This is a genomic window from Thermanaerovibrio acidaminovorans DSM 6589 (assembly GCF_000024905.1).
Classification (GTDB): Bacteria; Synergistota; Synergistia; order Synergistales; family Synergistaceae; genus Thermanaerovibrio; species Thermanaerovibrio acidaminovorans.
On record NC_013522.1, the window covers coordinates 609,219 to 625,885 of the forward strand.

The window sequence follows — 16,667 nt, forward strand, 5'->3', positions numbered from 1 at the left end:
AGCGGACGATGGTGCCTGGCCCTCAGCCATCCAGAAGGGCCAGGCACTCCACGTGGTCCGTCCAGGGGAAGAAGTCGTAGGGGATGATCTTCCTGCACCGGTACCCCCGGGCCTCCAGCATGTCCAGGTCCCTATTTAATGTCCCCGCGGAGCAGGACAGGTACGCCAGCCGGCGGACCTTGGTGGTCCCCAGCAGGTCCACCACCTCCGCCTCCAGGCCGGACCTTGGGGGGTTGACGTAGGCCAGCCGCTGGTTCTCCTGGAAGCGGGACATGAACAGGCCTATCTGGGGGGTCCGCTGGGCACAGGTCCCCTGGAGGAGCTTCGATGATGGGCTATTGAGCTTAGCCATGCGAAGCGCCAGGCCGGATATCTCCACCCCAAGGGTCTCGGCCCCGGCGGAGGAAAGGGCCCTCAGGGACACCCCGTCTCCGCAGTAGAGGTCCGCCGCCCCTAATCCCACCCCGGGGGATAGGAACCTCACCGCCTCGTCGATGGAGTCCCGGTGGAGCTCCGGGATCTGCTGGGTGAACGACCAGGGGCCGTAGAAGGTACCCAGGTCCCCCAGGGACCTCTCCTCCCCCCAAAGTAGCCGCCACTCCCCCCGGGAGAATATCCTCCTGCCCGCCACCGGGTTTGCGTGTCCCCATATGCCCCGGCACCCCGCCTGGGCCACCTTGCTCCACTCGATATCCAGGTGGGGCACCCCCCTTGACTTGAAGACCAGGGCCACCTGGGCGAAGGTTACCGCCACGAAGGCCAAGGGAAGCTCCGGGGGTAGCGACTCCGACAGTAGCCTCAGCGTCCGGTTCACCCGTTGGGACTGCACCGGGCAGTCCTCCAGGGGTATCAGCCGGTCCTGCCGCATCATGCCGAACCTCCAGCGGCGATCCACCACCGCCGCGTGGAGCCGGACCCTCTCCCGGTACCCCCAAAGGCGGTCTGGCCCCGGGGTCCTTATGGGGGATATGAGCCCCGTCCTCCCGGGCAGGGCCCTTCCGAGCCATTCCTCCTTCAGCCTCAGGCCCTCCTGGTAGGTCAGGTGGATGTACCTGCAGCCCCTGCAGTCCGGTGCGCACCTCATGACCTCTTGGGCCTCCCGGATGGAAGGTGCAGGTCCATGAAGATGCCCATTAGGCGGCATAGGGTGGTAACCCCCATGCAGACGTACATGGCCCAGTGATCCCCCATGATGGACCTGGCGGGGATGAAGACCAGGCTCCCCAGGATGGCGGCGGAGGCGTAGACCTCCCGTCGGAAGATCAATGGGGGGGTGCCGGACAGCACGTCCCTCAGTATGCCGCCCCCCACAGCGGTTATCACCCCCAGGGCCACCACTGTGAAGGTGCTCTGGAACCCCATGCTCACCGCCATCATGGATCCCCCGGCGGCGAAGGCCCCGAGCCCTATGGCGTCCAGCACCGCCACCGTCCTGTCCGCCTTGAGAACCGGGATGGGGCGGCCGAAGACCGCCAGGGAGGTCACTATGGCCAGGACGCAGTACCCCGGGTATCGGATCGCCAGGGGGGGAAGGTTCCCGGAGAGCACGTCCCGGGTTATCCCCCCGCCAACGGCGGTGATGAGCCCCAGCACCACCACGCCGAAGATGTCGAACCCCTTCCTTACCCCGGTGAACGCCCCGGAGGCGGCGAAGGCAAGGGTCCCCATGACTTCAAAGGTCCTCCACAGGGTGCCGCTGAAGTCCCAAAGGTCCATGATCGTCTTCCCCCTTAATTTCGTCCGCTGAAGTTTATCATAAAATGGAGCCAAGTTTTAGGCGCCCCTGGTGGCGGCCCGGAGGTGTTTACTCATGAGCGAGCAGGTGTGCATCTTCGTGAACGATGAGCTGGTTTGGGCCCTTGGGGGCGGAAGGGTAGTGGGATCCCCCGGACCGGGGAGTAGGGAGGAGAGGTACCTGGGACCCTACGTGGCCCTCCCCGGGGACTTCAACGGGCATGCCCACCCGGAGCAGTCCCTGTACGTGAACCTGGTGGAGGAGGGGTGGGACCTGGGTACCTGGTGCAGGAGGACCATATACGCCCACAGCGTCCACATGACGCCGGAGCTCATCTACCTCGGGTGCCTCAGGGCCTTCGGGAGGATGCTGCTCAACGGGATCACCTCCGTAGCGGTCTCGTTCTACTGCCACAACCGGATGGGCAACGGCCTGGACCGGGAGGTCATAAGGGCCGCCCTGGACGCGGGGATCAGGATCATGTTCGGCCGGATGAACTACGACGTGGTCTCCCCCGATGCCTACCCGGAGAAGAGGGCCTCCCAGGAGTCCTACAACGAGGGGACCGCCTATGAGGGACACCTCATCTCCCTGATGGAGGAGTTCCGGGGATTTGAGGGGGTTGACGTAGTCCCGTCCCTTCACAGCTTCCACGCCAACACCCTGGAGGGGATCGCCAAGGGGATGGAGCTGGCGGCGGAGATGTCCGCCCCCCTTCAGTTCCATCTCTCGGAGGATCCCCAGGACGTGGACATATGCCTGGACCTTTACGGGGAGCGACCGGTCTTCGTCCTGGCTAGGCTCATGGAGAGGGCGGGCCCGGTGCGGCTGTTGCTGTCTGACGCCATATGGCTGGACCGGGCGGAGAAGGAGATGTTGAGGGAGATGGGGGCCTCGGTGGTCTTCAACCCAAGGATGAACCGGAGGATGGGGGTCGGAACCGCTGACTTCCGAGGCATCATCGATAGGGGCATACCGGTCTACCTGGGCACCGACGGAGAGGCCAGCAACTACGGCCTGAGCGTGGAGGAGGAGAGGCGATTCCTCCGGGAGGAGTTCGAATGCGAGGTGGAGCCCATCCCCTTCTGCCTTCCCTCCGGGGTGGTGGGTTCATCGGAGGTGGGGGCCTTCGGTGACGTGAAGGTCCTGAGGGACGGGGCGGTGGAGGACGTCTTCGTGGGGGGCAGGAAGGTGGTATCCCAGGGTAGGCTACTCACCGTGGACCTGGACGAGGTGTGTGATAGGATAGCCCGGTTGACCGTCCTCTGGTGATCTCATGTGATAAAATATCGGAATAAACAACAAGGGGGTGACATAAAATGGACTTCAACGAGCTGTTCCCGGTGGGGACTTACAGGCGGATGGTGAAGAAGGTCTCCGTGTCCGACACGGTGACCAACAGGTCCAAGGCCTTGGAGGAGTTCATGTCCACCGCCGCCTTTCTGGAGACCATGACCCAGCTGGCGGTGGAGATCCTGGATCACAAGCTCCCGGAGGGGTTTGTTTCCGTGGGGGTGAGGTCCGAGGTTCATAACTTGGCTCCCGCGGTGCTGGGGGACGATGTGACCTTCACGGTGACGGTGGACCGGGTGGAGGGTAATCGGGTGGTCCTCTCCATGAAGGCGGACGATCCCCACGGCCCGGTTGCCACCGGACTTCAGGAGCGGGTGGTGGTGAGCACCGATTTGCTCGAGAAGAGGGTGTGGGAGCGCTTTGGAGGAAGGTGAGGTCCCGGGGGGCCAGATGATCATGCCTTGCGGTAGCGGACGAGGGGGGCCTTAGGCCCCCCTCGAGTCATCTCCATCCTCTCATCATCTGTTCGTGGTGACGTTGCTTCTCCCGATCCTGGATGGAGAACTTCCTCTCCGCCCACTTGGACAGCCTCACGAATGGGAGCCCCAGGAGCAGGTATATGATGGCCACCATGATCCCGGTTCCGAAGTAGTCGTAGTAGGTGGCGGCGATCTGTCCGTAGGCCTTGGTGAGGTCCACCATGGTTATTATGGAGACCAGGGAGGAGTCCTTGAGCAGGGATATAAAGTCGTTGGTGACCGGGGGGATCACCACCCGGAACGCCTGGGGGACCACCACGTGCCTCAATGCCTGCCAGCGGGTCATGGAGAGGGCCAGGGCCGCCTCCATCTGTCCCCTTGGCACCGCCAGGAGCCCCGCCCTGTAGTTCTCCGCCTCGTAGGCGGCGTAGTTCATCCCCAGCCCGATGACCCCCGCCATGAAGGGGGAGAGCTTGATCCCCACGTTGGGTAGCCCGTAGAAGATGAAGAAGAGCTGGATCAGCACCGGGGTCCCCCGGATGGCCTCGATGTATCCCAGCGCCAGGGTGGAGGCCCACCGGGGGCCGAAGACCCTCATGATGGCCAGCACGAACCCGAACGCCATGGCCAGCAACATGGCGCATATGGACACCTTCAGGGTCACCGTCGCCGCCTGGCCGAAGGTGGGGAGGAAGCTCACGTAGCGCCTCACCCGGTCCGCCAAGGACAGCCGGGGCTTGTGGGCCTCCGCCCAGTCGTTGTAGGCGTAGGGGGGCGACTTGGGAGGGGAGAAATCGTTCCACTCCTTGGCCATCACCGGGTTCCATAGGTTCCACTTGTCGTATATGCGCCGCAGCTCCCCCGAGTCCCGGAGCTTCATGAGGGCGGCGTTTATCTCCTTGAGGAGCTCCCTGTCCTCCTTCCGGACCGCTATGGCGTAGGTCATGGACCCCACCGGCTCGCCCACGAACTTGACCCCCGGGTTGAACCCGGCGGAGTACATGGCTATGGGGGCGTCGAAGAGGGTGGCGTCCAGTCGCCCGTTCATCAGGTCGTCGTAGGCGTTGGGCTCCACTATGTATGTCCTTATGTCCCTGCAGCCCAGATCCTTGAGCATGAAGTAGGCGTAGGACTGCTTTAGGGTCCCCACCGTCTTGTCCTTCAGGTCCTCAAAGGACCTTATTTCCCGGTTCTCCCTCCGGACCGCTATCTGCAGGTAGGTGTGGTAGTAGGGGATGGAGAAGGCCACCTCCTGTTCGTGTTCCGGCGTAACCTCCAGGCCGTTTATGGCCACGTCGTAGAGCCGCCGGTTGAGCCCCGGTATCAGGTTGTCCCAGCTGTTGTTGACGAAGACCGGTTTGCGGCCCATCTCTCGGGCCACCGCCTCGATTATGTCCACCTCGAAGCCTATGAGCCGGTCCACGTTATTTGGGTCGTTGAACATGAAGGGGACCCCCCCCTCGGAGTCGCCCGCCCAGCGGAGCACCCTCTCCTCCCCGAAGGCCAGGGATGCGAGGGAGAGGAGCAGGGCTATGGTGAGGATGAGCTTCCGCATGGCTAGACCCCCTCTCCCACCAGGTGTCTCAGGAACTCCCTGGTGCGGTCGTTCCTGGGGTTCGTGAAGAGGACCTCCCCATCGTCTATCTCCACGATCTCTCCCTTGTCCATGAAAACCACGTAGTCCGACGCCTCCCGGGCGAAGCGCATCTCGTGGGTGACTATGATCTGGGTCATCCCCTCCGCGTCCAGGTCCTTCATGACCTGAAGGACCTCCCCCACCAGCTCCGGGTCCAGGGCTGATGTGGGCTCGTCGTAGAGCATCACCCGGGGGCTCATGGCCAGCGCCCGGGCGATGGCGGCCCGCTGGGTCTGCCCTCCCGATAGGGTGGAGGGGTACCGGTTGATCCGGTCCCCCAGGCCCACCTTGCGTAGGAGCTCCACCGCTCGGGCCTCGGCGGCCTCCCGGGGCTCCTTCTTCACCACCATGGGGGCCAGCATAACGTTCTCCAGCACCGTCTTGTGGGGGAACAGGGTGAAGGACTGGAAGACCATGCCCACCTCTTTGCGGATCTCGTGGGCCTTGGCCAGGGTCTCCTTCCCGTACCCCTTCTCGGTCCCGTCCCTCTCCAGGGTGTGGCCGCAGACGGTGAGGCGGCCGCTGTCCATGATCTCCAGGCAGTTCAGGCACCGAAGGAGCGTGGACTTGCCGCAACCCGAGGGACCTATGATGGACACCAGGTCCCCCTCCCTTATGGTGAGGCTAACGTTCCTGAGGACCTCACCGTCCTCGAATCCCTTGCAGAGGTTCTCCACCATCACCAGGGGCTGAGCCTTCTGATTCATCTCCCGCTAGCCCTCGAATATGTAGGTCTTGATGGGGGGGAACCCGTTGAAGTTGACCGAGCAGTAGCTGGCGGTGTAGGCCCCGGCGGAGAGGAAGTAGACCCGGTCACCCTCGGAGAGGCTCACCGGCAGCTCGTACTTGAAGTGCTCGTACAGGATGTCCACGCTGTCGCAGGTGGGACCCGCCAGGATGGTCTTCTGGCTCGGCCCCCGGCGGTCCACGTATATGGGGTACTTTATGGCCTCGTCCAAGGTCTCTATGAGCCCCCCGAACTTGCCCGCATCAAGGTAGACCCAGCTGTATGGGTTGGTCTGGGACTTCTTGGAGATCATGACCACCTCGGAGACCAGGACCCCCGCGTCCCCCACCATGCCCCTGCCGGGCTCGATCCATATCTCCGGCAGTTTCTCCCCGAAGTCCTCCTTTAGGAAGCGAAGTATCTCCGAGGCGTAGAGCGAAAGGGGGGCGGTGGGCTCCAGGTACTGGGCGGGGAGTCCCCCCCCCAGGTTTATCATCTTGAGATCCACGTTGAACTCCCTGGCGGAGTCGAACAGGTACTTGCAGGTGGAGATCAGGAACCCCCACTGGCCGATGTCCCTCTGCTGGGACCCCACGTGGAAGGAGAGCCCGTAGGGCTCCACCGGTAGCCGGGTGGAGAGGCCTATGAGCCTGTATATGGAGTCCGGGTGGGTGCCGAACTTCCTGGACAGGGGCCAATCGGCGCCGCTACAGTCCGAGAGTATCCGGTAGAAGACCTTGGATCCCGGGGCGTTCTCCGCTATCTTCCGCAGGTCCGACTCGCAGTCGGTGGCGAAGACCCGGACCCCCTTGGAGTAGGCGTATGCCACGTCCCGGGCCTTCTTTATGGTGTTGCCGTAGCTTATCCGCTCCGGCTCCACACCCAGCCGGAGTAGCTGGTCAAGCTCGTATATGGACGCCACGTCGAAGCAACTGCCCCGTTTGGACAGCTCCCGGATGATCTCGTCGTGAGGGTTTGCCTTCACGGCGTAGTAGCACTTTGCGAAGCCCATCTCACGGTCTATCTCCTGGTACCGTTCGATGACCTTTGACATGTCCATCACGAGACACGGGGTCTCCTTCTGGCTTGCGAAGGCCTTGATCCTCTCGAACCTGTCCGGATGGAAATACCTGTCAAGGTCGAAAGCGTAGATGGGTGTCCTCAAATTTCCCTCTCTCCTCCCCTTTTTTATGTGCCTTGCCGGTTGGGCACTGATGAAGTTTAATGGTATATCCCCCGATGGGCAATCCCACCGAGTGGTATATTTATTGAATCGAGGCCCCCGGGGCCGGGACAATCAGCCAGTGGGAGGGTGTGTGAGCCATGAGCCGAGCCTTCGTTAGGGAAGAGGACGAGGACCTTCTGAACCAGAGGTACGACGAGGCCTACGTCAAGAAGCGTTCCGAGTGGCTTAGGATCCAGCGGAAGAAGCTGGCGTTCCTCACCTCCGACCCAAAGGCGGAGGAGATAGACCCCAAGACGAGGGAGAGGTGGATAGAGCAGACCCGGGAGGACATAGAGCGCACCCAGGAGGAGCTACGCCGCCTGGGTGCGCTGGAGTAGGGAGCACCTAGAGGTAGTCCCTCTCCACCGAATCGTCCTTGGGAACCTGCGGGGCCGCTGGGGGCGAATCCTCCGGGGCCCCGCCCTTATCGTTCGCCCGGTTGGACGGACCCGCCACCGATGGCTTGGAGGGGGCGGAGGCCCTGTCCCCGTCGGACGCCTTGGGCTTGGAGGGTGATCCATCGCCCTTGGTTATCCATATCCTGGTCCCCTTCCCTATGTAGGTCACCAGGGTCTCGATGTCCCGGTTCCTCATCCGTATGCAACCGTGGGTGACCCTCTTCCCGATGGAGGATGGGCTGTTGGTGCCGTGGATGGCAATCTGCCAAGGGTTGTAGAAGGAGATCAGCTTGCTGCCGTAGACCCCCTTCTGGGGCTCCCCGGGCTCGTTGAACCAGGAGGGGTCGAAGACCATGTTCCTGGCATCCTGGACGATCCGGCGAACCTTGAAGACCCCCTCGGGGGTTATGAGGTCCAGCCGGTCCTTCTTCACGTCCCCCTTGCCACGGCCTATGGCCACCGGGAAGGACTTCACCTGCTCCTCCCCCTTCATCAGGTAGAGCCTAAGCTTCGACTTGTCTATCTTGATCCAGTACTCGTCCTTCTCCGGCGTGAAGGGGATGGAGGCCCCCAGGGACGGGGTGGACCACAGGGCCACGGTGAGCGCCAACACCAGCAGGACGATCCTCTTCAAATTGGGCCCTCCCTTCCACCTGAGCGTTTGGCTGAGAATTATAGCATCTTTCCCCTTTTTGGCTTATAGTAGCATAATGGGGGCCGGGGCATCCCGGCCAGTTGGGTGTTGCGATCGCTGGATTGGTCTCGGCTGGCGGCGCGCGTCGTCATATCCATCAACTCAAGGGAGGGGAAGCACATGGAAGTTCTTAAGGTCTCCGGCAACTCCCAGCCTAAGGCGGTGGCTGGCGCCATAGCGGCGGTCCTTCGGGAGTCGGGTTCCGTGGAGGTCCAGGCGGTTGGGGCCGGGGCGGTCAACCAGGCGGTCAAGTCCATCGCCATAGCCAGGGGGTACGTGGCCCCCAACGGGATCGACCTGATCTGCATTCCCGCCTTCGCAAGGATAGAGATCGACGACGAGGAGAGGACCGCCATAAAGTTCCTCCTGGAATCCCGCTGACCCGTGGTCTTGGCCCTGGGCGTAAGCCATCCGGAAAGATAGGGAGCCCCCCAGGGGGCTCCCTTCGTCTTTTCGGGGTTTTCTCTTGACCGGTTTGCCCCGCGGCCCTCACGGATAGGCCTCGCGAAGGATGGACCTCAGCTTCTCCGGGGTCATGGAGGCGTACACCTTACCTCGGAACTCCACCACCGGCGGTTGGGAACAGGCCCCGAGGCAGGAGCTTCTCCTGACGGTGACGCTGTGGGTCAGGTTCATCTCCTCCACCACCCTTACGGCGATATCGTAGAAGGACTTGTCACACGCCTTGCAGACCAAGAGGTTCTCGGCCCCCAGGGCGGCGCGGGTTCCCCCCAACGGGGCCGTAACGGCCACCAGTAGCGCCAGGGCCAATGCCAGGCGGAGAAATCGTTTTCCCCCTCTCATGCTCATCACCCCCTAAGTTTTCATCCCGTTGCCGATTATATATGGCTGGCCCCGGGGTGTAATTGGTAAAATCTACCCCGGAAGGGTTGGCTTAAATGCGTATCTTACGAGCCACTTCCCCTTAAGGGACCGGAGGCTGGCCACGGACCCGATTGGCCCCTAGAGCGGTTGCAATAGGGCCCAGGATTTTAGTAATATACCAGGATAAGCCTGTGTGGATGGGGCGCTGTGTGCCCCATTTTTATTATAATTTTTCAAATATTTGGGGGGATTGCGATGGAACCCATAAGGGCTCCCAGGGGCACCAAGGACGTGATGCCCGACGAGTCTTGGAAGTGGGCGTACGTCATGTCCGTCTTCCGGGGGGTGGCGGATGACTTCGGCTACCGGGAGGTTCACCTTCCCATCTTCGAGCACACGGAGCTTTTCTGTCGGGGCATAGGGGACACCACCGACGTGGTGGAGAAGGAGATGTACACCTTCACTGACCGAGGGGGTAGGAGCATAACCTTAAGGCCGGAGCTCACCGCGTCGATGGTGAGGGCCTACCTGGAGCACGACCTTAGGAACCAGCAGCAGCCGGTGAAGCTCTGGAGCGTGGGTCCCATGTTTCGCTACGAGCGTCCTCAGAAGGGGCGCTACCGCCAGTTCTGGCAGGTGGACGTGGAGGCCTTGGGTTCCCAGGATCCCATGGTGGACCTGGAGGTCATAGGCTTCTCCCTGGAGCTCTACCGGAGGCTGGGGCTCTCCAACCTGGAGGTGGTGCTCAACTCCGTGGGTTGTCCCAAGTGCAGGCCGGTGCACAGGAAGGCCCTGACTGACTTCCTGGGGGCCAAGCTGGACGGGCTCTGTGAGACCTGCCGGGGCAGGTTTCACCGGAACCCCTTGAGGATCCTGGACTGCAAGAACCCGGACTGCAAGGCCCTCACCGAGGATGCCCCCGCCATGACGGACCACCTGTGCGACGAGTGCCGGGATCACTTCCACGCGTTGCTCAAGGGGCTGGACGCGGCGGGGGCGGTGGTAAAGCTGGACAAGCGGCTGGTTAGGGGGTTGGACTACTACACCAAGACCGCCTACGAGATCCTCTCCGGCGACCTGGGGGCCCAGAACGCAGTATGTGGCGGGGGCCGGTACGACCACCTGGCGGAGGCCATAGGGGGGCCCTTCGTCCCCGGGGTGGGCTTCGCCTCCGGGGTGGAGCGGATCGTGATAACCATGGAGAGCCAGGGGTGCTCCTTCGGCCAGGAGCCCTCCATCGACGCCTTCGTGGTGACCGCCTCGCCGGAGATGAACGTGCGGCTCGCCGCCTCGGCGCTCCTCAAGGGGCTGAGGGCCCTGGGGGTCCGGTCGGACATGGACTACTCGGGCAAGTCCTTCAAGGCCCAGATGAAGCTGGCCTCCCAGAGGAACGCCCCCTGGGTCTGCATAATCGGGGATGAGGAGCTCTTGAGGTCGGTGGTCACCCTTAAGGATATGGGCTCCGGTGAGCAGACCCAGGTGCCCCTGGGGGATTCGGCGGAGATAGCCAAGCGGGTTAGGGGGTAGTTTAGATATGGAGGTTTCCAGCCAGTTCTTCTCTGAGCGTTGGAAGAGGTCGGTCAAGTGCGGCCTGGTGGACCTCTCTATGGCGGGCAGCCAGGTGGTCCTGAACGGATGGCTTCGCCGCCGCAGGGACCTGGGGGGGATCATATTCCTGGAGCTCTGGGATCACACCGGTGCCGTCCAGGTGGTTATAAACCCCGAGGTGGCCCCGGAGGCTCACGACAGGGCCAAGGAGGTCCGGAGCGAGTACGTGATGGCCATTCGCGGCTCCGTTCAGCGGAGGCCCCAGGGGACCGAGAACCCGGACATGCCCACCGGCCAGGTGGAGGTGGTGGCCCAGGACATACTGGTGCTCTCCCCGTCCAAGCCGTTGCCCTTCGAGATAGGGGAGGCGGATCGGGTGGACGAGAACCTCCGGCTCCGATACCGGTTCCTGGACCTGAGGCGGGAGAGGATGCAGCATAACCTGAGGGTTAGGAGCGCCGCCGCCCAGTTCACCCGGAACTACCTGGTCCAGAACGGGTTCCTTGAGGTGGAGACTCCCATGCTCACCAAGTCCACCCCCGAGGGGGCCAGGGACTTCCTGGTGCCCAGCCGGGTGAACCCGGGCAAGTTCTTCGCCTTGCCCCAGTCGCCCCAGATATTCAAGCAGATACTGATGGTCTCCGGCTGTGACCGCTACTTCCAGATAGTCAAGTGTTTCCGGGACGAGGACCTGAGGGCGGACAGGCAGCCGGAGTTTACCCAGGTGGACCTGGAGATGAGCTTCATCACCGAGGAGGACGTGTTCTCCCTGCTGGAGGGCTACATGAGGGGCCTCTTCAAGGAGATCCTGGGGGAGGAGATACCCACCCCATTCCGCAGGATCACCTGGCGGGAGGCCATGGACCTCTACGGTAGCGACAAGCCGGACCTTCGGATCCCGGAGGCCATGGTGGACCTGACGGAGGTCATGGGCTTCGAGGGGTCTCCCCTCCAGGAGGTCAAGGAGTCCGGCGGGGTGGTCAAGGGGCTTAGGCTGCCCGGCGGGGCCAAGCTATCCCGGAAGGAGGTCTCCAACCTGGAGGCCAGGGCGGTTGAGCTGGGGGCTCGGGGCCTGGCGGTGATCCAGCGCAACGGGGAGGCCCTAAAGGGTCCCTTCGTGAAGATCATGGACGAGGCCGCCAGGGCCAGGCTAATTGAGGCGTCGAACCTGGGTGACGGGGACGCGGTCCTCATCCTGGCTGACCGGTCCTGGAGGACCGCCTGCGAGGTCCTTGGGGCATTGAGGCTCGAGGTCTTCCGGTCCATGGGGCTGGTGGAGGAGGGCTGGCGCTTCCTCTGGGTGGTGGACTTCCCCCTTTTCGAGTGGGACCAGGAGGAGGGCCGGTACGTGTCGGTGCACCACCCCTTCACTTCCCCCAAGGAGGAGGACCTTGATCTGATGGAGAGGGACCCCGGATCGGTCCGGTCCAGGGCCTACGACCTGGTGCTCAACGGAAGCGAGGTGGGGGGAGGGTCCATAAGGATCCACCACCCGGTGGTTCAGGAGCGGGTCTTCAAGGCCCTTGGCTTCGAGGAGGAGCAGCTGAGGGACCGGTTCGGCTTCCTGTTGGATGCCCTATCCTACGGTACCCCGCCTCACGGGGGGCTTGCCCTTGGCTTCGACCGGCTCACCATGATGCTCTGCGGCGCCAGGTCCATAAGGGAGGTAATGGCGTTCCCCAAGACCCAGAGGGCCCAGTGCCTACTGTCCGGGGCCCCGTCCCAGGTGGACAGGTCCCAGCTGGACGAGCTCTTCATAGCCAGCACCGCGGAGGAGGCCCAGTAGGTACGACCCTTAAACCCCATTAGGGAGGTGTCTTACGGTGCTTAAGGTGAGGTTCCTTGGACACGCGGCTTTTCACTTGGAGGGGGACGGGTTCAGCGCCCTGGTGGATCCGTTCTTGAGTGGCAACCCCGCATGTGCCGGGGCGGAGGGGATAGAGCCCCAGTGGATATTCGTCACCCACGGCCATGGGGATCACCTGGGTGACACGGTGTCCATCGCCAAGAGGACCGGGGCCACGGTGGTGTGCAACTACGAGCTCTCCCTGATCCTGGGTAGGCAGGGGGTCAACACCATGGGGATGTACTTCGCCGGCAGGACCCAGATGCCCTTCGGGACCGTGAGGATGGTGAAGGCCCTTCACGGCTCCGGGGTGGTGGAGGGGGACCGGGTGCTCTACGGAGGGCTGGCGTGCGGGTTCGTGATAGAGGCCTGTGGCGTGAAGGTCTATCACGCGGGGGACACGGGGCTTACCTCCGACATGGCTCTCCTGGCTCAGGATGGGATAGACCTGGCCCTTCTGCCCATAGGGGGCTTCTACGTGATGGATTGCGAGGACGCCGCCCGGGCGGTGGGGATGATAAGGCCCAAGCGGGTGGTGCCCATGCACTACGACACGTTCCCCCCCATAAAGGCGGACCCTCGTAGGTTCGCCCAGCTGGTGGGGGACCTGGCGGAGGTTAGGGCGCTCAAGCCCGGGGAGGAGATGGAGCTGTAGGTTCGGGGAGGGATGCAGACCAGGGGACGGGCCTCAAGTCGGTCCCCTGGTTTTAATTTGGGTCTAGGTCAGTACTTGAGGCCGAACACCGGGTGGAAGATCCGCTCGTCGTGGAGGAACCGGGCCTGTTCCTCCAGGGCCTTCTTTGCCCTGTCCCCCATCCTTATGGCCAGGATGGAGGTGAGCACGTGGACCAGGAAGAGGGGGCCTATGATGCTGCTCCCGAAGGTGGGGGAGGAGGCGGAGACGAAGAGGGACAGGTCCGCGAACCGGCAGACCGGTGCGGCGGGGCTGTCGGTGATGGATATTATTCGGCAGCCGTTGGAGTGGGCGATCTCCACCGACTCGGTGACCTCCACCACGTAGCTGGGCAACTCGCACACCACCAGCAGGTCCCCCTCCCGGGCCACCCGGACCTGTTCGTGCAGGGTTAGGGTGCCCCGCTTGAGGAGGAAGGAGTTTAGGTTCATGACCCTAAGTCGCACCTGGAGGGACTCCGCCACCATGGAGGAGATGCCCCATCCGAGGCAGTATATGTTGTTGGCCTCGGTGACCATCTGGCAGAAGGAGGCGGAGCTGGCGGCGGACATCTGGGTCCAGGTGTCGTCCAGGTTGGCGTGTTCCATCTTGTAGATGGTGTCCGGCAGGCTGTCCTCCGAGTTGGACACCTTGGCCAGCATGGCGGCGGGGTTCACCTGTTCCAGGATTGCCCTCTGGAGGGCGTCCTTGAGCTCCGAGTAGCCCTCGAAGCCCAGCATCCGGGCCACCCGGACCAGCTGGGCCTTGGAGACCTTCAGGTCCTCCGCCACGTCCCCTATGGACCTGAAGGCCGCCTCCCTCATGTTGGACAGCAGGTACTCCACCACCCGCCTTGCCTTGTTGGGCATGCTGTCTATCCTGTCCATCATCAGCGCCTGAAGCTGGGCACTGTCCATAATGCCACCCCTTCCGAGAACTTTTGTTTATAATTAAATTATCCCAACCGGGGAATTGCGTTCATTTTTGGTCATCAATTGGGGGGACCTACCGGGTTTTATGGGGCACAGAGGGAGCTCAGCTAAACCCATTGGAGACACATGTTCAAGATCCCATGTACATTATAGTACCTGAAGGGGTAAAAAGAAACTGATTTTCCGTATGGATTACATGTTCCATGGTGACAAGGTTGAGGTGATGGGGTAGTGGGGAGGGTCCTCTAGGACCCTCCCCGGTTGCTGGAGGGGTACTACTTTGAGGCAACCGCCGCCTTGGCGGTCTCGAAGCCCCGCTCGATGGCGTTCTTGTTCACCTCTATGAGGGCCGCCTTGCCGCCCGCGGAGAGCTTCTTCTCCAGGGCCTTTACGATGCTCTCCTTGGAGACCACCCCGGTGGCCCCCGCCACGGCGCCCAGCATGACCATGTTGGCCACCTTGAGGTTGCCCAGCTTCTCGGCGATCTCGTTGCAGGGGACCTTGACGGAGACCAGGTCGGTTCGTTGGGGCTCCCGGTCTATGACGGACTGGTTTATAAGCAGACACCCGTTGGGGGTCACCGCGGGCTCGAACTTGACCAGGGAGGGGATGTTCATGGCCACCACCACCTCCGCGTCGTTGGTGACCGGGGAGGCCACCTCCTGGTCGCTTATGACCACCGTGCAGTTGGCGGTTCCACCCCTCATCTCCGGGCCGTAGGAGGGCATCCAGGTGACGTGCTTGCCCTCCAGCATGCCCGCATAGGAGATTATCTGTCCCATGAGCATGACGCCCTGGCCGCCGAAGCCGGCGAAGATCATACGAGTGTTCATGGTCTACTCACCCACCTTGTCCACGAATACTCCCAAGGGATACTCGGGAACCATGTTCTCCTCCAGCCACTTGAGGGACTTGACCGGGTCCATTCCCCAGTTGGTGGGGCAGGTGGATAGCACCTCCACCATTCCGAACCCGATGCCCCTCACCTGGGCCAGGAAGGCCTTCCGGATGGCCTCCTTGGTCTTCCTGACGTCCTGGGGGGTGTTGACCTTGGTCCGGGCCAGGTAGGCCACGCCCCGGGTCTCCTTGATGATCTCCGAGACCCTAAGGGGGTACCCGTCGTTCTCCGCCTTCCTGCCGTAGGGGGTGGTGGTGCTCTTCATCCCCAGCAGGGTGGTGGGGGCCATCTGGCCGCCGGTCATGCCGTAGATGGCGTTGTTGACGAAGATGGTGGTTATCTTCTCACCCCGGTTGGCGGCGTGGACTATCTCGGCGGTGCCGATGGCGCCCAGGTCCCCGTCCCCCTGGTAGGTGAAGACGTACAGGTCCGGCCTGGCCCTCTTTATGCCCGTGGCCACCGCCGGGGCCCTGCCGTGGGCGGCGATGGTGCCGTCGGTGTCGAAGAACTCGTAGGCGAACACCGAGCAGCCGATGGGGGCCACGGTGATGGTGTTCTCCCTCATGTCAAGCTCGTCCAGCACCTCCGCCACCAGCCGGTGGATAACCCCGTGGGTGCAACCGGGGCAGTAGGTGAACTCCCTCATGGTGAGGCTCTCGGGCCTCTTCATAACAACCTGGAAAGTCATATCCGGCTTACCTCCCCAGCTTAGAGTTTAGGGCCCCGAGGATCTCGTCGGGGGTGGGGACAACCCCGCCCATCCGCTTGAAGAACTCTATGGGGGCGTTGTCCTTCACCGCCAGCTTCACGTCCTCCAGCATCTGCCCCATGTTCATCTCCGCGTCGAAGATCAGCTTCTTGCCCTTGGAGAGCTCCTCCAGGCGCTTGTAGGGGAAGGGCCAGATGGTGATGGGCCTGAAGAGCCCCGCCTTTATGCCCTGTTCCCTGGCCTGGTCCACCACGCTCTTGGCTATCCGGGCCACGGTGCCGAAGGCGGTGATAACCACCTCCGCGTCCTCGAGCCGGTACTCCTCCCACCGGGTCTCGTTCCGCTCCATCTCCTCGTACTTGGCCACCAGCGCCAGGTTCATCTGCTCCAGCCGGTAGGGATCCAGGTCGAAGGGGGCCACGACCCTCTTCTGGCGGCCCTTGTTGCCCTTGAGGGCCCAGGTGTCGTGGGTGGGTAGCTGGGACAGGTCAACGAAGTCCGGGAAGGTAACGGGCTCCATGATCTGGCCGATGACCCCGTCCGCCACGATGAGGGTGGGGTTCCGGTACTTGTCCGCCAGGTCGAAGGCCAGCACCGTCAGGTCCACCGCCTCCTGGACGGTGGAGGGGGCCAGGACTATCAGCTTGTAGTCCCCGTGTCCGCCCCCCTTGGTGGCCTGCCAGTAGTCCCCCTGGGAGGGCTGGATGTCCCCCAGCCCCGGTCCTCCGCGCACCACGTTGACCAGCACCGCCGGCAGCTCCGCGCAGGCCATGTAGGAGACCCCTTCCTGCATGAGGCTGTAACCCGGCGAGGAGGTGGAGGTCATGACCCGGGTGCCCGTGCAGGCGGCCCCGTAGACCATGTTTATGGTGGCCACCTCGCTCTCGGTCTGGAGGAAGGTGCCGTTCACCTCCGGCATCCGTTTGGACATGTACTCCGGGAGCTCGTTCTGAGGCGTTATGGGGTAGCCGAAGAACAGCCTGCAGCCCGCCCTAACGGCCGCCTCTCCCATGGCTTCAGTTCCCTTTACCAAAACTCTCTCGGCCATC

The 16,667-nt window shown here is 63.0% G+C and carries 18 protein-coding genes; 7 read left to right on the forward strand and 11 right to left on the reverse strand.

The window, feature by feature from the left end; all coding sequences use genetic code 11:
- Nucleotides 1-22: 22 nt before the first annotated feature.
- Complete coding sequence (locus tag TACI_RS02860; protein WP_012869322.1) at nt 23-1,084, reverse strand: class I SAM-dependent RNA methyltransferase; 1,062 nt, start codon at nt 1,082-1,084, stop codon at nt 23-25.
- Entirely contained in the window at nt 1,081-1,716 is a 636-nt protein-coding gene (locus TACI_RS02865; protein WP_012869323.1) for a trimeric intracellular cation channel family protein, read from the reverse strand. The genes TACI_RS02860 and TACI_RS02865 overlap by 4 nt, the downstream gene beginning before the upstream one ends.
- Nucleotides 1,717-1,810: 94 nt before the next feature.
- Here TACI_RS02865 and TACI_RS02870 point away from each other — a divergent pair, with 94 nt between their 5' ends.
- Together TACI_RS02870 and TACI_RS02875 are read left to right on the forward strand one after the other, a co-directional pair.
- Nucleotides 1,811-3,007: an amidohydrolase family protein gene (locus TACI_RS02870; RefSeq protein ID WP_012869324.1), complete on the forward strand. Its 1,197-nt coding sequence runs from the start codon at nt 1,811-1,813 to the stop codon at nt 3,005-3,007.
- A gap of 47 nt (nt 3,008-3,054) precedes the next feature.
- The gene (locus TACI_RS02875; RefSeq protein WP_012869325.1) at nt 3,055-3,462 is read left to right on the forward strand and encodes a thioesterase family protein; all 408 of its coding nucleotides are present in this window, start codon (nt 3,055-3,057) and stop codon (nt 3,460-3,462) included.
- Nucleotides 3,463-3,529: 67 nt separating this feature from the next.
- On the opposite strand, the gene TACI_RS02880 is transcribed toward TACI_RS02875, so the two are convergent.
- From TACI_RS02880 to TACI_RS02890, 3 genes are read right to left on the reverse strand one after another with little or no spacing between them, the layout of a single operon-like run.
- Nucleotides 3,530-5,062, reverse strand: a complete 1,533-nt coding sequence (locus TACI_RS02880) for an ABC transporter substrate-binding protein/permease (protein WP_012869326.1) — start codon at nt 5,060-5,062, stop codon at nt 3,530-3,532.
- Nucleotides 5,063-5,064: 2 nt separating this feature from the next.
- Entirely contained in the window at nt 5,065-5,850 is a 786-nt protein-coding gene (locus TACI_RS02885) for an amino acid ABC transporter ATP-binding protein (RefSeq protein WP_012869327.1), read from the reverse strand.
- A 6-nt stretch (nt 5,851-5,856) separates the two neighbouring features.
- Entirely contained in the window at nt 5,857-7,035 is a 1,179-nt protein-coding gene (locus tag TACI_RS02890; protein WP_012869328.1) for a type III PLP-dependent enzyme, read from the reverse strand.
- A gap of 158 nt (nt 7,036-7,193) precedes the next feature.
- On the opposite strand from TACI_RS02890, the gene TACI_RS02895 reads away from it, so the two are divergent.
- A complete protein-coding gene (locus tag TACI_RS02895) occupies nt 7,194-7,433 on the forward strand; it encodes a hypothetical protein (RefSeq protein ID WP_012869329.1) in 240 nt (79 codons plus the stop codon).
- Between the two features lie 7 nt (nt 7,434-7,440).
- Here TACI_RS02895 and TACI_RS02900 read toward each other — a convergent pair whose 3' ends face one another.
- Complete coding sequence (locus tag TACI_RS02900) at nt 7,441-8,127, reverse strand: L,D-transpeptidase (protein WP_012869330.1); 687 nt, start codon at nt 8,125-8,127, stop codon at nt 7,441-7,443.
- Between the two features lie 180 nt (nt 8,128-8,307).
- Here TACI_RS02900 and TACI_RS02905 point away from each other — a divergent pair, with 180 nt between their 5' ends.
- Entirely contained in the window at nt 8,308-8,568 is a 261-nt protein-coding gene (locus TACI_RS02905; protein WP_012869331.1) for a stage V sporulation protein S, read from the forward strand.
- Between the two features lie 108 nt (nt 8,569-8,676).
- On the opposite strand, the gene TACI_RS02910 is transcribed toward TACI_RS02905, so the two are convergent.
- On the reverse strand, nt 8,677-8,997 hold the full coding sequence (locus tag TACI_RS02910) for an NAD(P)H-dependent oxidoreductase subunit E (RefSeq protein WP_164925118.1): 321 nt from the start codon (nt 8,995-8,997) through the stop codon (nt 8,677-8,679).
- A 270-nt stretch (nt 8,998-9,267) separates the two neighbouring features.
- On the opposite strand from TACI_RS02910, the gene hisS reads away from it, so the two are divergent.
- The 3 genes from hisS to TACI_RS02925 are packed head-to-tail and all read left to right on the forward strand — an operon-like array spanning nt 9,268 to nt 13,061.
- Nucleotides 9,268-10,539: a histidine--tRNA ligase gene (gene hisS / locus TACI_RS02915; RefSeq protein ID WP_012869333.1), complete on the forward strand. Its 1,272-nt coding sequence runs from the start codon at nt 9,268-9,270 to the stop codon at nt 10,537-10,539.
- 7 nt (nt 10,540-10,546) lie between these two features.
- A complete protein-coding gene (gene aspS / locus TACI_RS02920) occupies nt 10,547-12,346 on the forward strand; it encodes an aspartate--tRNA ligase (RefSeq protein WP_012869334.1) in 1,800 nt (599 codons plus the stop codon).
- A 37-nt stretch (nt 12,347-12,383) separates the two neighbouring features.
- Nucleotides 12,384-13,061 (forward strand): metal-dependent hydrolase, encoded by a 678-nt coding sequence (locus tag TACI_RS02925; RefSeq protein ID WP_012869335.1) that lies wholly within the window; start codon nt 12,384-12,386, stop codon nt 13,059-13,061.
- A 68-nt stretch (nt 13,062-13,129) separates the two neighbouring features.
- Here TACI_RS02925 and TACI_RS02930 read toward each other — a convergent pair whose 3' ends face one another.
- The 4 genes from TACI_RS02930 to TACI_RS02945 all read right to left on the reverse strand — a co-directional run bounded on the left by TACI_RS02930 (nt 13,130) and on the right by TACI_RS02945 (nt 16,666).
- Nucleotides 13,130-13,996, reverse strand: coding sequence for a MurR/RpiR family transcriptional regulator (locus TACI_RS02930; protein WP_012869336.1), 867 nt, complete (start codon nt 13,994-13,996; stop codon nt 13,130-13,132).
- A gap of 290 nt (nt 13,997-14,286) precedes the next feature.
- A complete protein-coding gene (locus TACI_RS02935) occupies nt 14,287-14,844 on the reverse strand; it encodes a 2-oxoacid:acceptor oxidoreductase family protein (protein WP_012869337.1) in 558 nt (185 codons plus the stop codon).
- Nucleotides 14,845-14,847: 3 nt separating this feature from the next.
- Nucleotides 14,848-15,597 carry a thiamine pyrophosphate-dependent enzyme gene (locus TACI_RS02940; RefSeq protein WP_012869338.1) on the reverse strand — a complete coding sequence of 250 codons (750 nt, stop codon included), beginning with the start codon at nt 15,595-15,597 and terminating at the stop codon, nt 14,848-14,850.
- Between the two features lie 7 nt (nt 15,598-15,604).
- Entirely contained in the window at nt 15,605-16,666 is a 1,062-nt protein-coding gene (locus TACI_RS02945) for a 3-methyl-2-oxobutanoate dehydrogenase subunit VorB (protein ID WP_012869339.1), read from the reverse strand.
- Between the last annotated feature and the right edge of the window lies 1 nt (nt 16,667).

Bases quoted from the DNA above. Each gene is read 5' to 3' on its own strand.
- TACI_RS02860 (WP_012869322.1), bottom strand. From the start codon at position 1,084: ATGAGGTGCGCACCGGACTGCAGGGGCTGCAGGTACATCCACCTGACC.
- TACI_RS02910 (WP_164925118.1), bottom strand. From the start codon at position 8,997: ATGAGCATGAGAGGGGGAAAACGATTTCTCCGCCTGGCATTGGCCCTG.
- TACI_RS02870 (WP_012869324.1), top strand. From the start codon at position 1,811: ATGAGCGAGCAGGTGTGCATCTTCGTGAACGATGAGCTGGTTTGGGCC.
- TACI_RS02930 (WP_012869336.1), bottom strand. From the start codon at position 13,996: ATGGACAGTGCCCAGCTTCAGGCGCTGATGATGGACAGGATAGACAGC.
- TACI_RS02945 (WP_012869339.1), bottom strand. From the start codon at position 16,666: ATGGCCGAGAGAGTTTTGGTAAAGGGAACTGAAGCCATGGGAGAGGCG.
- TACI_RS02895 (WP_012869329.1), top strand. From the start codon at position 7,194: ATGAGCCGAGCCTTCGTTAGGGAAGAGGACGAGGACCTTCTGAACCAG.
- TACI_RS02935 (WP_012869337.1), bottom strand. From the start codon at position 14,844: ATGAACACTCGTATGATCTTCGCCGGCTTCGGCGGCCAGGGCGTCATG.
- TACI_RS02865 (WP_012869323.1), bottom strand. From the start codon at position 1,716: ATGGACCTTTGGGACTTCAGCGGCACCCTGTGGAGGACCTTTGAAGTC.
- aspS (WP_012869334.1), top strand. From the start codon at position 10,547: ATGGAGGTTTCCAGCCAGTTCTTCTCTGAGCGTTGGAAGAGGTCGGTC.
- TACI_RS02880 (WP_012869326.1), bottom strand. From the start codon at position 5,062: ATGCGGAAGCTCATCCTCACCATAGCCCTGCTCCTCTCCCTCGCATCC.
- hisS (WP_012869333.1), top strand. From the start codon at position 9,268: ATGGAACCCATAAGGGCTCCCAGGGGCACCAAGGACGTGATGCCCGAC.
- TACI_RS02875 (WP_012869325.1), top strand. From the start codon at position 3,055: ATGGACTTCAACGAGCTGTTCCCGGTGGGGACTTACAGGCGGATGGTG.
- TACI_RS02885 (WP_012869327.1), bottom strand. From the start codon at position 5,850: ATGAATCAGAAGGCTCAGCCCCTGGTGATGGTGGAGAACCTCTGCAAG.
- TACI_RS02940 (WP_012869338.1), bottom strand. From the start codon at position 15,597: ATGACTTTCCAGGTTGTTATGAAGAGGCCCGAGAGCCTCACCATGAGG.
- TACI_RS02905 (WP_012869331.1), top strand. From the start codon at position 8,308: ATGGAAGTTCTTAAGGTCTCCGGCAACTCCCAGCCTAAGGCGGTGGCT.